Source organism: Cyclobacteriaceae bacterium, from assembly GCA_030584025.1.
In the GTDB taxonomy this organism is placed as follows: Bacteria; Bacteroidota; Bacteroidia; order Cytophagales; family Cyclobacteriaceae; genus UBA2336.
In genome coordinates, this window is sequence record CP129487.1 from 500,333 (window position 1) to 514,970 (window position 14,638).

Annotated in this window: 18 protein-coding genes; 6 read left to right on the top strand and 12 right to left on the bottom strand. The window is 43.2% G+C overall.

All coding sequences use genetic code 11. From position 1 onward, the window contains the following. Positions 1 to 63: 63 nt before the first annotated feature. The 4 genes from QY309_02385 to QY309_02400 all read right to left on the bottom strand — a co-directional run bounded on the left by QY309_02385 (position 64) and on the right by QY309_02400 (position 4,057). Positions 64 to 618, bottom strand: a complete 555-nt coding sequence (locus tag QY309_02385) for a DinB family protein (protein ID WKZ60333.1) — start codon at positions 616 to 618, stop codon at positions 64 to 66. Between the two features lie 2 nt (positions 619 to 620). Continuing rightward, positions 621 to 1,028, bottom strand: coding sequence for a DUF4345 domain-containing protein (locus tag QY309_02390; GenBank protein ID WKZ60334.1), 408 nt, complete (start codon positions 1,026 to 1,028; stop codon positions 621 to 623). A 75-nt stretch (positions 1,029 to 1,103) separates the two neighbouring features. After that, entirely contained in the window at positions 1,104 to 1,676 is a 573-nt protein-coding gene (locus QY309_02395) for a Crp/Fnr family transcriptional regulator (protein WKZ60335.1), read from the bottom strand. Positions 1,677 to 1,849: 173 nt separating this feature from the next. Next, the gene (locus tag QY309_02400; GenBank protein WKZ60336.1) at positions 1,850 to 4,057 is read right to left on the bottom strand and encodes a heavy metal translocating P-type ATPase; all 2,208 of its coding nucleotides are present in this window, start codon (positions 4,055 to 4,057) and stop codon (positions 1,850 to 1,852) included. 376 nt (positions 4,058 to 4,433) lie between these two features. On the opposite strand from QY309_02400, the gene QY309_02405 reads away from it, so the two are divergent. From QY309_02405 to QY309_02415, 3 genes are all read left to right on the top strand, one after another. After that, positions 4,434 to 5,363 carry a hypothetical protein gene (locus QY309_02405; protein ID WKZ60337.1) on the top strand — a complete coding sequence of 310 codons (930 nt, stop codon included), beginning with the start codon at positions 4,434 to 4,436 and terminating at the stop codon, positions 5,361 to 5,363. A 118-nt stretch (positions 5,364 to 5,481) separates the two neighbouring features. Continuing rightward, positions 5,482 to 5,838: a hypothetical protein gene (locus QY309_02410; protein WKZ60338.1), complete on the top strand. Its 357-nt coding sequence runs from the start codon at positions 5,482 to 5,484 to the stop codon at positions 5,836 to 5,838. 656 nt (positions 5,839 to 6,494) lie between these two features. Continuing rightward, entirely contained in the window at positions 6,495 to 7,049 is a 555-nt protein-coding gene (locus QY309_02415) for a hypothetical protein (GenBank protein WKZ60339.1), read from the top strand. Between the two features lie 167 nt (positions 7,050 to 7,216). Here QY309_02415 and QY309_02420 read toward each other — a convergent pair whose 3' ends face one another. From QY309_02420 to QY309_02440, 5 genes are all read right to left on the bottom strand, one after another. Then, a complete protein-coding gene (locus QY309_02420) occupies positions 7,217 to 7,438 on the bottom strand; it encodes a hypothetical protein (GenBank protein WKZ60340.1) in 222 nt (73 codons plus the stop codon). Further along, positions 7,435 to 7,674, bottom strand: coding sequence for a hypothetical protein (locus QY309_02425; GenBank protein ID WKZ60341.1), 240 nt, complete (start codon positions 7,672 to 7,674; stop codon positions 7,435 to 7,437). The genes QY309_02420 and QY309_02425 overlap by 4 nt, the downstream gene beginning before the upstream one ends. A gap of 268 nt (positions 7,675 to 7,942) precedes the next feature. After that, positions 7,943 to 8,863, bottom strand: coding sequence for a hypothetical protein (locus QY309_02430; GenBank protein ID WKZ60342.1), 921 nt, complete (start codon positions 8,861 to 8,863; stop codon positions 7,943 to 7,945). 162 nt (positions 8,864 to 9,025) lie between these two features. Continuing rightward, entirely contained in the window at positions 9,026 to 9,394 is a 369-nt protein-coding gene (trxA, locus tag QY309_02435) for a thioredoxin (GenBank protein ID WKZ60343.1), read from the bottom strand. Between the two features lie 188 nt (positions 9,395 to 9,582). Next, positions 9,583 to 10,299: a head GIN domain-containing protein gene (locus QY309_02440; protein WKZ60344.1), complete on the bottom strand. Its 717-nt coding sequence runs from the start codon at positions 10,297 to 10,299 to the stop codon at positions 9,583 to 9,585. Positions 10,300 to 10,527: 228 nt separating this feature from the next. Here QY309_02440 and QY309_02445 point away from each other — a divergent pair, with 228 nt between their 5' ends. The 3 genes from QY309_02445 (at position 10,528) to QY309_02455 (ending at position 12,330) form a co-directional block, all read left to right on the top strand. Beyond that, positions 10,528 to 11,148, top strand: coding sequence for a hypothetical protein (locus QY309_02445; protein ID WKZ60345.1), 621 nt, complete (start codon positions 10,528 to 10,530; stop codon positions 11,146 to 11,148). Positions 11,149 to 11,285: 137 nt separating this feature from the next. Beyond that, positions 11,286 to 11,735, top strand: coding sequence for a hypothetical protein (locus QY309_02450; GenBank protein ID WKZ60346.1), 450 nt, complete (start codon positions 11,286 to 11,288; stop codon positions 11,733 to 11,735). After that, positions 11,719 to 12,330 carry a hypothetical protein gene (locus QY309_02455; GenBank protein WKZ60347.1) on the top strand — a complete coding sequence of 204 codons (612 nt, stop codon included), beginning with the start codon at positions 11,719 to 11,721 and terminating at the stop codon, positions 12,328 to 12,330. Before QY309_02450 ends, QY309_02455 begins: the two co-directional genes overlap by 17 nt. A 23-nt stretch (positions 12,331 to 12,353) precedes the next feature. Here the strand turns inward: QY309_02455 and QY309_02460 are convergent, their stop codons facing one another. From QY309_02460 to QY309_02470, 3 genes are all read right to left on the bottom strand, one after another. Then, complete coding sequence (locus tag QY309_02460; protein ID WKZ60348.1) at positions 12,354 to 13,226, bottom strand: AAA family ATPase; 873 nt, start codon at positions 13,224 to 13,226, stop codon at positions 12,354 to 12,356. Then, entirely contained in the window at positions 13,202 to 14,149 is a 948-nt protein-coding gene (locus QY309_02465; protein WKZ60349.1) for a hypothetical protein, read from the bottom strand. The genes QY309_02460 and QY309_02465 overlap by 25 nt, the downstream gene beginning before the upstream one ends. A gap of 65 nt (positions 14,150 to 14,214) precedes the next feature. Then, entirely contained in the window at positions 14,215 to 14,610 is a 396-nt protein-coding gene (locus QY309_02470; protein ID WKZ60350.1) for a hypothetical protein, read from the bottom strand. Positions 14,611 to 14,638: the final 28 nt, after the last annotated feature.

Below are 14,638 nucleotides of genomic sequence, written 5' to 3' on the forward strand. Positions count from 1 at the left end.
GTTTTGACACCGCTAAAAATATCAGCGGTTTATTATGAGTGGCGCCAACTGAAGGTTTGGTGGTTAGGCATGGGGTTGAGATTCCAGATTTTTTCTCGCCTGAATCAGGTGCCTGCGGTTATGGGTTAGCACAAACTGCAAGGCATCACCAACCTTAATCGAAAGCAGGGGAGAAATGGATGTCTTTACCGATTTGTTAAGCGCTTTTCCGCGGGTGTTCCGAACCAGCGCTTGCAGGGTTTCAAGGTGAGCAATAAAACTGGAAACCGCTTCATGAGCCGGAACGGCATTGCCGGGCCGGTGCTTTTTCATGGCCTTGTATTTTTTAGTCGACTGTTCAGCATCCATCATGTCGATAAAATACTTGCCTAAAAAGCCATGTTTAAAAGGTTCATTTAAGTTTATGGAATCAGCGTTTGCAAGCGCGTGTGTTATGCGGGGCAAATAAAAATCGGCATACGAGTTCAGGTGCATGAAACATTCGGCCATGCTCCAGCCACCGTTTGCAGCCGGTTGAAGAAGCCGGTCTTCCGGAAGGTTCTGGAAGACCGCAATTACTTCTTTCAATTGTTCTTCTGCCTGCTGTTCAAGCGTGTCAAGAAATTCCTGGTGCGTCATGTTTACTTTCCTTTAATTTTTTTACCGAAGGCCAACAGCACAATGCCGGCTACGCACATAAAACTTTCAATCACCAGCCAGTTGGTTCCGAATTCGCCTAGTGCGCCATCGTTAAACCAGGTGATGATCCGCGAAAGCGCATACGATCCCCAAAATACGGCTAAAAAACTCAGGCCGTTAATGGTTTGAAAAAAGGCCATATAAATCAGTAGTGCCACAAGCGCAATGCCCACGCCTCCATAAATTCCCCTGATGGAACTGATGGCATCGGTGTTGGGGAGGGTAACGCCCACCAGATCCATAACCGATTGCGGATTGATAAAAGCCATGAGGGCTACATAGAGCAGGCTAATGGCCGAAAACAGGATAAACCCCTTGCTGGCGGTGAGGTAAATTACTTTTGCTGTCATAACGATGTTGTTTTTGTTTGATGCAACAAAAGTGGAAGTTGACCGAAAAATGATTCTTGGTATTTGCCAAGATTTTCAGATGCGTACCGAGTTGATGAGTTTGCTGAAATTGGTGGCATCAATGCCCAGGTAGTTGGCCAGGTATTTATGGGGCACCAAGGTTAAAATATGCGGACTGCGTTTTAAGAGTTGTTTGAATTTTTCTTCGGAAGTAAAGCATTGCAGTTCCACCATGCGTTCCAGCAAGCCGGAGAAGGCTTGTGTTACCCCCAACCGCAATGCTTCCGAAACACATTGATGTTTTTGCATGCATTGATTTACCGCTTCAAACGGTGCACGCAGAAATGAGGAGGGTGTAAGCGCTTCGAAATAATAACTTGACGGTTTTTGCAAAAAGAACGAATCGATTACACCGCCAAATGATGGAGCGTACGAAAACACCAAAGTCGATTCACGATGCTGATCATCTTGATACACGATGCGTTGCACGCCATCGGTAACGAAGTATAAATACTTCTCTACATCACCGGCTGCGGTAATCATTTCCTTTCGCTTTACGCGATGTTCAGACCAGATGCTGTAAAAATCATCAGCCGCCTTTTCTGTTAGTGGGTAGATACCTTCTATGGTTTTTCTTAAGTGCTCCATGCCTTGCATTCTACGAAGGTATCGCTTTGTGCCCTTCGTGCAAATCTTGGTGAGCTTGGTGGTTATTCTTTTACCACAAAGATCACAAAGAAATGCTACACAAAGATCACCAAGTTAAATCCCATCCCTGGTCTGTGTCGACACCTCATCCCTTGTCTGTGTCGACACAGACCTCAAATCTTCGCAAACTTTAACCGCAAACTATTACTCACCACACTCACCGAACTCAGCGCCATCGCGGCACCGGCAATCATCGGATCGAGTAAGAAGCCGTTGATGGGGAACAGTACACCGGCTGCAATGGGAATGCCGATCACGTTGTAGATAAACGCCCAGAATAAATTCTGGCGAATGCCTTTCACCGTTTTGGAAGAAAGGTTCAGCGCTTTGGGTATCACTTGCAGATCAGAAGTGATCAACGTCATCTTCGCCACATCCATGGCAATGTCGGTCCCTTTGCCCATGGCAATGCTCACATCGGCCTGTGCCAGCGCATGCGCATCGTTGATGCCATCGCCCACCATGGCTACCACCTTGCCTTCATCCTGAAGCTGTTTTATAAAATCTGCTTTACCTGACGGCAGCATTTCGGCTTTGTAATGCGTGAGCCCGATTTGGGTGGCCACCGCTTTGGCCGTTTGAGCGTTGTCGCCAGTAAGCATATATACATCAATGCCTTTTTTGTGCAGTGCTTCAATGGCTGCCTTGGAGGTTGCCTTGATTTTATCGGCAATGGCGATGACGGCCAACACCTGTTTATCGTTTGAAAAATACACCACGGTTTTCGCTTCTTCCTGCAGGTTGGTGGCCGTGGTCACTTGCGCTTCCGTAAGCTGCACTCCGTTTTCTTCCATCAATTTCCGGTTGCCCACAAAGTAAGCGGTACCGCTCACGGAGGCTTTAACCCCGCGGGCGGTAATGCTTTCAAACTGATCGACCGAAGTGGCTTGTACTCCATCTTCTTTCAATTTGTTTACCACCGCTTCGGCCAACGGATGTTCCGATTGTGCTTCCATACTGTACAACGCCTGCTTCGCTGCTGCGGCATCTGTTTGCCAGATCAGATCTGTAACAACCGGCTTGCCTTCCGTGATCGTTCCGGTTTTATCAAGGATGATGGCGTTAACCTTGTGCGCCAGTTCCAGGCTCTCGGCATCTTTAATTAAGATGTTGTTCTCCGCACCTTTGCCTACACCCACCATAATGGCCGTTGGTGTGGCTAACCCTAACGCACACGGACACGCAATCACCAATACGGTTATCGAAGTGAGCAATGCATGGGTGAAGGCGTTATCGCCACCGATGATCATCCAGGTAATAAACGTGAGGATGGAAATGCCGATGACGATGGGCACAAAAATTCCGGCAATCTTATCCACCAGCTTTTGCACGGGCGCCTTGCTGCCCTGTGCTTCCTGCACCATCTTGATGATGTGTGCCAGCACCGTATCCGCACCGACTTTCTGTGCTTCAAATTCAAAGCTGCCTTTCTGGTTGATCGTGCCGGCAAACACCTTTTCACCGGTTCCTTTTTCTACGGGCACCGGCTCCCCGCTGATCATGCTTTCATCCACATACGATGATCCGGCTGTGACCACGCCATCTACCGGAATTTTTTCACCGGGCCGTACCAGTATGGTATAGCCCACCTTCACGGCCGCAATCGGTAACTCCATTTCCACGCCATCCACGTTGGCGCGTACGGTTTTCGGTTGCAGGCCCATTAATTTTTTGATGGCCGATGACGTGCTCGACTTGGCCCGTTCTTCCAGCAGCTTGCCCAGCGAAATGAACGTGACGATGACAGCCGCAGCCTCATAGTACACGTGCGCATGGATGCCGCGGCTGTGCCAGAACTCGGGAAAGAACGTATTGAACAGGCTGAACAAAAAGGCAATGCCGGTGGAGAGCGCCACGAGCGTATCCATGTTGGCTTTGCCAAAGCGTGCCTGTTTAACTGCATGAATAAAAAAGGAGCGCCCGAAGTAAAACACCACCGGTGCCGACAGGAGCATGGAGATATACGTGCCTGCTTTCCAATCCATAAAGAACATGCCGATGATGACCACGGGCACCGACAACACAGCCGAGCCGATGGTGCGGTTTTTAATTTCTGTATACTGCTTTTGTTGTGCTTCTTCCTTTACCGCTTGCGGGTCTTCCGCATCCACCACCAGATCGTACCCGATGGCGCGCACGGCTTGTTGCAAATTGACTAACGTGGCCGTGGCCGGATCATACTCCACCAGGGCCGTTTGGTTGGCAAAGTTTACCGAGGCATTGGTTACGCCTGTGGTGTTTTTCAACATCGATTCCACGCTTACCGCGCAGGCGGCACACGTCATTTCCAGTACGGGGAAGGATTGCTTTACAGTAGCCATAATGCTTGCTATTACATACTATCTGATGTTACGCACATGGCCTTTTTCTTTGTGAAATCTTAGTGACTTGGTGTCTTCGTGGCCTAATTTCATCGATTTTTTTCTTACCACAAAGACTCAAAGGCACTAAGGCATCACGAAATGCGTAACATCAGATACTAACAATAATACAGGCAAACCAACTTTTTGGTTTTACACAATTACGGGTTTGGGTTATGGAATTATGGGATGCGGTAATGCAGGCCATGCAAACCGGTAGCGTAGGACTAACTCCTACGGCAAAAAACCGAACTTTTTTGTATGGATATGTGCGAGTGGGTGAATATACACAATGTTGTGGGCAAGCAAACGGAATGCTATGAACGTGTTACACATTTTGAGAAAGGACTCCAAGTATTTGCAAGACCTACAACAAGTCGCTGCAACGAGAATACTTCCTCGAGGAACAAGTTATCCACTTTTCACCAAACCAATTGTAGATAAGAAAGTTGATGGTGGAACCGCTGTTTTGATTAATAACGAATCTTACATAATCCCGGATCCTCCTATTAATTTTCAAAATTTTCTTTTCGCTTATTTGGCAACAAAAATACCTAGCGACTGGTATGAAAAGGAAACCAGGAAGAGTATGTCCAATCGACATCCGATTGCAAGATGGATACCAAATGCCTTAGGTAAAAACGTGTCGAAGGTTTTACTGACCCATTTAATTAGACTCGCCTTTGATGTCTACACATTAGAAAATCATAATTGCTTGAAACTGGATAGGAAGAGATTACTTAATAAAGATCAGTTTTGGAGTTATAGATACGAACTACTTATCGCTTGTCTGCATTTGGAATCAGCCTTTGAAATAAGTTGGAAGAAATTTACAGGTGATTCGATCGTTGAATTCGATGCTTTTCATTTGTGCACGAAAGTGAAATGGGCGGTGGAGTGCAAGCGAAAAGACAGAATAAATTCAGATGATTTGGGTGGAAGCATTAAAAGTCTCCAAAAGAAGGCATACGATAAGAACCCTGATTCTCCGTTATGCATTTTTGTAGACGCTAACCTTCGAGATGCTGAATTTTTGAAAAGTGGATTAGATCAAATGATCGAACAAAAACTTACACCAAAAGGACATCCAGTTGCAATAGTGATAACAAACTTGCTTGACATTTTCAACGAAGGTTGGCCGAAGGTCGGTTATATTATAAGAGGAATTGATTTATATCCAAAAGAATTACTTACTCTTGACTTAAGGATGAAAAACTATCCGCTTGTAGATCATTTACACTATGTGATGGGAAGCTCGGTAATTTAATAACGATCATAGCCAGCCCACAACAATGCATATAAATCATGCCGGCAGAATTTGATGATTAATTATTAATTTGGTCTGCCGGCACGCTTTACTTTCGAATGTTAGCCACAATTTACAAATGAACCTGACACCTAAAAGTGACGCTGAAGAATTCAACCGATTTCTATTTGAGGAAATCGATTTAAACTTATATCAGCACAAGTTCTTGAGAGACTTTGTTGAAAAGGCACTACAAGAACAGAGTCCGTTATATAATTCGTCAGTCATCAACGCCAATGACTCTGGTTGGATATTGATTATCCATAGTGAGATGCTTCTTGTCTATGGTCACAATTGGAGTAGTGAACAATTTCAAGAAATCAGTAAAATATTTGATTTAAATAAATACACTAACTTTACTCTTTCGGGTGAGGATGAACTTATTGATGAGCTAATTAACTTTTACAAGCCTAAAAATTCCAAAACAGTAAAATGAAGACTTTTTTATGAGACAAGAAATATAAATGTTTTTAACATTGATGATTTCAGAATTGAACTTGGAACATTTAATCAACTTGAAGAATTAGCGTTGATGCTGCAAGAATATTACCACGAGGAGTATAATGGATTAAATAATAAAGAAATTGAGGAAATGCAGCTAAGAATGTTTCAATTGATTAAAAGTGAGAAAGTTTACGTGCTTTTGAATTCAAATGACCAAATCCTAAGTTTTTGTTCCATAATAGACCCTGATATTGGAATACTCTTTACCAAAAATGATAGCCGTAATAAGGGTTGCGCAAAGATGATTTTGTCTTATTGCTCTAACCTTTTGTTGCAGCGAAATGGTAAGGTATTCCTTATGACTGACCAAGACAAACTTGAATCTAACCTAGTAAGTGCTAAAGTAGGATTTGAGTCATTCTATAAATATAAAATGGTTGAAATAAACTGTGGCTAACAACGGTGGCTGTTGCACAACTACGAAACAAGGTCAGAATGAGTTATTTGAAAAAGTAGTGCATCGCAACATCCCTGCTTGCAGCAGGCAGGCGCTTCGGGAGATACTGCAATAAAGAAAATTTTACAGGATAAAAGAGAACTTTTTTATAAGTTAGAGGTGAGATAGATTTTACTACAGGTATACTAAACATGAAAAACATAATTATTATTCTTCTTCTTGCTCTGAGTGTAAATCTTGCAAATACGCTCTATGCACAAACACCAACCGGAGACCAAAAAATATATGTAAAGCAAACTATTGAATATTTAAAACGTTTAAGTTCGATTTCAGTTATGTGGACTAATAATCCTGAAAACAAGGACTTACGAAAGGAAATGGTGGATTTAGTAAAATCTTATAGTGAAATTAAAAAGAATATTAGTTTTGTTTTGATTGTCGTTGGTTCCGAAAGTGATAGAAAAAGCTTGACTGGATTACTCGATAGCTATGAATCTGATAGAAATGAACTGGTGCGACAATTACTACTATGGAAATATCAGATTAATCCAGTAGAGGGTATGGATATACTTAGGCAACTTGACGAAATTAATGAAGCGTCAAAAGCAATTTTGTCAAACCTTCAGAATGACGAAAATTTAGATGACGCGGTCTCTGTACTTCTTAGCCAAGATGAGGCAGAGAATAGAATTACGCCTTTATCGAAAGATACAATAGATAAACTGGTGAAACTTAAGATTAATTAAGTGATAACGCCCTGCGGCAAAAATTTTCGTACCACGCAGAGTGTTCTACAAGGCACTCTGCGCCAGGTGTTATAGAGTTATTAAAACAGAGCATAGCAGCGTCCTCTTCGAGAGACACTGCGAAGAAGAAAGGGTCGTTACGAATCAAAAGACACTTTTAGATTTTTTTAAATTCTATTCTTTGGAACATACCCTACAGCTTTAGCGAGTTCGGGATTGTCCTTTAAAAACTGTGCAAACTGCTGGACATTATCGAAGTAGTTAGATCCCCTTGAGTGGTCATCCTCCCAATACAATTCTATTTTAATAGTCTTAACGTTTTTTACTGGAACCTTAGGCATGGTGGCAAGTAAAGCCGTACAGTATATTAAGTCAAATTCACCTGTCACAAGCTGGCAGGTTTACTTTTGCCTAGCATTCTAACTTCTAACCTGGTAGTAGGTTCTTGTTGCTCCGTACTCTGGGTTGCCGTAGTTAAAGAGTCTCCGAACAGACTCTTGAGCCGTGTATGTAACTCTTTTCCGGTTATGGTTTGATTTTCTTCCATCACCCTTTTGTTGAGTTGTTTTACCATCTCCTGCGTTGTCTGTTTTCCACCCATATTGGGCTTTGTTGATTTCTTCATTATCATAAATATAGTAAATTCATAGCATCAACTAAACCCCGGAATTTTATGGAGAATATCGAAAGATTGAAAGACAGTAATTATGATGTTTTTCTTCATTAATGAGTCTGACTATGGACAACAATAGGCTATTAGCAACCATACTTGATGTTCTTATTGATATAAGAAAAGAAGGAAAGTCTGAAGAACAAATAGATAAAATTTTGAAAACTTTAGATGTGTCCGCTTAATCAGTATACGGTAATTGAAATGCAGCAGCTCCGTTCTCCTAAACCTCAAACCCACTTTTCCTCAAATAATACAGGTGCTGGCGTGACATGTGCAACAGCATTTCTTTTTCCGTCATGGGAATGTCGCGGTTAAAGCTCCCCACAATCACATCGATTTCGTTGCGTTCGTAAGCCTGCTTTTCAGTATTATACAAATACGTGGTGCACGTGCCGGTGTTGAATTCTTCCATATCATTCCAGTATGATTTTCCTTCTTCCCGCATTTGCCGCAACACCTCTTTGGCCAGTTCTGGTCCGCACAGGTCTTTGTTTACCTGCTCTCCTAAAATTTGTTTAAACACATCCTCCTGATCCATGGGCTCTTGTTCACCTACTGTAAAGGCCTTTTCCCATTCCGTGTCCTCTTCATCCCTACGCTTTTCATTTTCGTACCCGTACAACAGTTGGTTCCACGCCATGTTGGTCAAAATCGATTTCTGAAGAATCACATCCGAGGCCTGGTTGATGGCTACGTAAATGTGGGTTTCATATTCCGGGGTTTGTCGTCTGTATAAAATCCACACCAGTATGTTGAACACCGAAGTGAAGACCAATCGTACGTAGCGTGGTAAAACACTGTCCCAATTTTGATTCTGCAGGGGTTGCATGCAGGTATGCAGCATGGGTGTTAAGGTAGCATCACTTTTCATGACCGGTATGGGATTACCGGTAGTTTTTTCTTTTGCTGCAGCATAGCTTCGTTCAATTTTCTCCAGCGCCCGCATGGGAAAGCCGGCATCAATTTTTTCAGCCCCGCGTTTCAGCCGGTTTTCATCCGTAATCAGGTCATTCAGTTTTTTGAGGTCTGCCGGGTAGTTATTAAAATGATTTTCCCAAACCGGCATGGCCAGCTTGCTTAGCCGAATGGCAATCTTCAATTGTGCTTCGTCAGAAAGGTTACCACAGAATGTTTCGAGCATGGTGGCGCAGGTCTTTTAAACAAGTTATAGAAACCTGTGATTATTGTCAATGCTTTGCCGTTTCCGCACAGTGATACGGCCAGCGCATGATTTTCAGTTGGTAAAAAAATGATCACACCCAGGAAGGCGTGATCTTTTCTGTTCGAATAATATAATAGTGTCTTAGGCAAACTGCTTTTCACCCACCAGGTTTTCATCAATTACCTGCTTGAATACATGCTTGGGCAGTGCGCCTGGCTGCATGGCAGGTTGGCCTTTTACAGGAATAAATAAAAATGTAGGAATGCTGCGGATACCAAACACGGCCGACAATTCCTGCTCGGCTTCAGTATCTACTTTATAAATCACAATTTTTCCTTCGTATTCCTTACCCAATTCTTCCAGAATAGGCGACACCATTTTGCACGGTCCGCACCAATCGGCATAAAAATCGATAATGGCAGGTAAGGTGCCTTTATAGTTCCATTCCTTGTCGGTTTCGTAGTTGAAAACCTTGTTTTTAAATTCTTCGGTAGTCAGTTTGATTGTCATGATACTGGTTTTGTGGTACAAAGGTCGTGGTGAAGAATAATGAGTTTAGTGATTTGGATCACAGAGTGAATCAAACACGTACGACATCAATCAACGAACAGTAATGATCCTGAAAAGATTCAGGGAAAAGAAAACCGGAAGCTTTTGCTTGTGAGCAAAAGGCCTCCGGCTATTATCTTCAGTTAATTTTATTCCTTAATCAATGAACTTCCTCCCGTTACCGTTGGGTGAACATCCGGATTGCCCGTGTAGCGCACACTGCTCGCGCCACTCACAATTACGTCCAATTGGTTGCTTACCGATACGCGCGCTGTGCTGGCACCTGATACGTCAAGCCACACATCTTCTGCTGAAAAATTTTGGGCTTTCAACTCGCTGGCACCCGATACCGTGGCGTGTAACATGGTGCCGGTTCCCAACAGATCAAGTTTGGATGCGCCTGAAAGGTTTAGTTTGACATCGGAAAAACCAGGATATACCTTGCTGACCGATGCACCGGAAAGCGTCAATTCAAATTCTTCTTCACGCTCAAAACCCTGTACATCCGAAATACTGGCGCCAGAAAAGTTTGCACCGACCAAATCGGGCATGGTAATGTGAATGGTGGTGGTGTGTCTGCGGTTGGCGTGGCGATCATAATAGGCCACGAGTGTGGATCCGTTTTTAAATACCACCAGGTCATCAAGGTTGCGTACATCACCGGTAGCTTCTATCGAGAACGTGGCACCTTGCCTAACGATAATGGTGAAGGCGCTGCCCATTTCGAGGCGGTTAAAGTCTTCAACTGTAAAGGTGCGCTCACCGTATTGTAAGGGGCCGGGGTCGTCAATGGCACAGCCGGTAAAAATTTGGGCGCTGGTAAATAAGGTTAGGATAAGGATGGGGTTTTTCAGATTTGTTTTCATAAAGGGTAATAGTGTTCAATTTGTGGGTATGACAACTGATTATAGGTTTACCCCCATCTGGTGTAAATTTTTTTCTAAATAAATTATTGAGGAGTGGGGTTGGATAGGTACTGCTGATATACGGGCAGTATTAGATTAGGTTTTTCCTGCATTCAAAAAAAAATATGCCTTGGTCGTAGGGGTGCCTTCGTTTTCACTTGTCATGGTATCAAAAAAAACACAAATACCATGAAAAAGACAGCAATCCTCATTATTACCTTGTTTACCGCAGTACTAACCTATGCCCAATCCGATATTCAAACCGTTTTTAACAGCACCCGCGTTACCGGCTATGGTGCTATAACCAACAAGTTTACCTCCATACGTGGCCAGTTCGCCAACATGACGGGTGGCTATGGCGGGGTGTTCATCAACCGTAAGGTGATGCTTGGTTTGGGTGGGTTTGCCACCACCAACAACATTTCAGTGCCTGCAGAATTTAGTGGAGCACCGGGTTTACCATTGAGTTACGGCTATGTGCAGTCGGGTATGGTAACCGAGTGGGTGGTGGGTTCTAACAAACCCGTTCACCTGGTGTTGTCGATGTTTGCCGGTGCCGGTTTTTCGTATCAGTACGAACATTGGGCACACGCTGATTACAACTGGGAAGGATCGCACGGCATTTACGATCAACAGTGGTCGTTTGTGATGGAGCCGGGTGCACAGTTGGAAATCAATTTGTTCCGTTGGATGCGCATGAGCCCCGGCATCAGCTACCGTAGCGCCCACAACAGTGATGGAAGTGGGTTAAGCGACAAAGACCTGAGCGACTGGAGTTATAATTTTACGCTGAAGTTTGGGAAGTTTTAATTCTGATTATTTCAATCGTGATTCAATATTAAAAGATTTGGGTCACGATTTTTTTTTGTAAGTTAACGGGGCGCAAACGCCTGCTGTTTTTGGCTGGTTAGTAAGTTTGAAAATTATTGTCCCTAAACTTTCAAAGAATGAAAAAGAGAATTTGCCTGATTTCAATTTACCTGCTTGGATGTTGGACTGCTGCATTAAGCCAGACACATTTTGTTTCGTTGAGTAATCAAAAAGTTGATTTTGTAAACAGGGCTTTTCATGTGATCAAAGTTGTGGATGAGCGTTCGGATAAATCCACTATTGGCTTTGCGCAAAAAGGCATGATGAATGTGATGGTTGATGCGAATTTTGTAAATCCACTTGAAAAGGAGTTAATGGATTTTCTGAGTTCAAACCTCAATCAAACCGGACCAAAAATTCATTTGATAATCAGAACACTTAAAATTTCAGAAAAGACTGGATTTTCGAAAGAGCGTGGATTCTGTGAATTATCTGTGAGCTTCTTACTGGAAAATGAATCGCAGATGATACAATGTGCTGCAAACCTCAACTACCACAGAGGTAAGTGGGATGGATGTAACCAATAAGCATCCAAAGAATATTGCAGATGCATTCAAAGTATGCTTCGATAAGTTTGCAAATATTGATTTATCAAATGTTCAAAATTTCATTGCCTTGTCGTCTGAAGGATTAGCTACAAAGGTCCCTGATTCCGTTTTATATGACTATCCGATTTTTAAAGAGCCTATTAAGGATGGTATTTATGCTTCATATGAGGAATTAAAAGTGAATTCCCCTTCTGTTATTGAAGACTTTGTTTTGGATAAAAAGCCAAGACTCAATGAACCATGGACAGGTACATTTGAAATTATTCCAAGATTTAAAGATACGGGTAAAAAAGTAAGAAAGGTATGGGGAATTGCTCATGAAGGGCAAGTCTATGTCTATCATCAGAAGGATTTTTTTCCGTTGATCATTCAAGATTACGAATTATACTTTTATGGGTATGGGGTTCCAGATAGTGGAAGTATAACGACCGGAGCGTTTATTGGTGGATTGATTGGGGCAGGAATTGCTTCAGGGATTGAAAATTCAAATGCAAAAAGACAAAAAGTTAAGTACTTTCTTGACCCCAATACAGGTGGCCAGGCTCAAACAATTTTAGAAGTTGAAGTAAAATAAACAGTAGTGTATATTATACACCGCTAATTTTCTTCACTCCCCAACTGAAATCCAAGCTTGGGTTTATTGCTGCGCAGTTCTTTAATTTCAAATTCCTGCACATCAGCAAAGATTACCGTTTCCATTAGTTCCGGTGTGCGGTCTTCTTTTTTCATGGCCGCTAAACGCAGGTGTTGATTTTTAACCGCCTCACCAATGGTTTGCCGCACGGCACGTGCATTGCCAAAGTGTTGGTCGCGGTGACTGAACAAAAATTCAAAATAATTTTTCAGGTGTTCGGCTGCGGCTGCATCGGGCTGTACATCTTCTTTCTTGAACATAGACATGCCAATGGCAAACATTTCTTCAGGAGAATAATCGGGAAACTCAAAATATTTATCGAACCGTGACCGCAACCCCGGATTCGACTGGATAAACTCATGCATGTTTCCGGTATAGCCGGCTACAATTACCCCAAACTTGCCACGGAAATCTTCCATGCGTTTTAAAATCACCTGAACAGCTTCCGCACCAAAATCGTAGGTACTGCCTTTTCCTTGTGCCAATGCGTAGGCTTCATCAATGAATAAAATGCCGCCCATGGCTTCGGTTACTTTCTCGGCAGTTTTAATGGCAGTCTGCCCCACATAGCCGGCCACCAATCCTTCACGATCCACTTCCACCAGGTGCCCTTTTTCCAAAATGCCCAGTCCTTTATAGATTTTTGAAAGCAAGCGGGCTACCGTTGTTTTACCCGTTCCGGGATTTCCGGTAAACACGGTGTGTAACGAGAATTTGCTCAACACATCTTTTCCGGTTTCCTGGTAAAACTTTACCAACTGCACCATCTCGTTCACTTCGTGCTTGATGTTGGTGAGCCCGGTGAGGGCATTCAATTCGTTAAGGCTTTCATACAAGAGGTTTTCACGCTCTTTGTTCTAACAGGAGATGAGCCAGCCTGCTTAACACTTTTTACAATGTGTTCAACACCGGTAATAATGGACACATCACCTTCTTCTGCAATGTCGCCCACATCAAATGGAACGGTGGCCAATAATGTATCAAGGTAAACAACTTCCAACGTATACTTGTCGTTGCCCCAGCGGCCCGGTGTTTCGCCACCCCAACCGGGAAAAATGATTTCGGTTTTTCCCATGGTGCTGGAAGAAACAAAGGTGAAGTATTCATGCGTTCCTTTTAGTTGTCCGGCATCGTTATAAAAATTGAAAAAGATTTCGGCATAGTAACCCTTGGGCAAGTTGTTTCTGAATTTGAATTCGCACCATACAAAACGCGTCTCGGCTTGCCGGAATTTGGTCAGGTATTTTTTTTCAGGCAGGGTGGATGCCTGACCATCGCCCTCAAACAGTTTAATCGACTCAATGGTGAAATGTGGATTTTGCTCGGTCATGGCTTTGCCCGTATCCACAATGTAGAATTTGCGTTCACCAACTTTTACATCGTCAATGTAACCTTCCCAAACGTAATCACCCTCCAGCCAATAGGCGCCAACCTGTGCATTTCCCCACGACTGCCTTATGTACACAATGTTTTCATCTTTTTCGATGGTGCGTTTCACTTCCAGGTTGCACAATTCATTTTTCTGACTGCCATTCAGGTGAAAGCATTTCAGTCGGATAGAGGTTTCCCAGTTGGCTTCATCAAACAGTTTGTTGAAAAAGGAAAACTCCACACGCATGTATGTGGTTTCAAACCGGTCGAACACCCTGCGGTATTTTTTGGTGGCGTTGGCCATCCACTCATCGGAAGCATAAACTTTGATATCGCGATGTTTGTAAGGTATTTGTTGTGGTTTATCCAGTTTGGTCTCGTCAGCCATAGGGGTATAATTTGGACAGGGAAGTTAAGAAATTTTGAATGTAGGATTTACAGGCCCAAAACCCTTTATTTTTTAAGCAGTTGCTTTAAGGCCGATTCAAGAGCAACCTGTTCTGGTGCACCGGGCTTTAAAATAATCGTGATCGTATCGGATTTGGCGGTTCGGGTAATCGCCCCGCTCATTTTAATCCGGTCGGGGATGTGATTGCCGGTTGCAGCAATGCCGTTTTCTAAAAGTTGTTTCAAGTTTTCGAATTGCTCTTTGGTTAGCGTTACGTTAGCCGGATCGCCACCGCTGTACATACCGGTTGAACTTTCTTCCGGTTTAACCGGAATGTACTGAAGTGAGGAAACCGTTATCACATAGTGATTGGCGCTTCCATCGGCATAGGTGTATTGGGGTTGTGCGTGCATACAAGCGGTGAGAAGGGTTAGAAAACAAAGCAGGTAGAGGGTTCGCATATAGAAAGGTAATCAATTTTTTTACGGT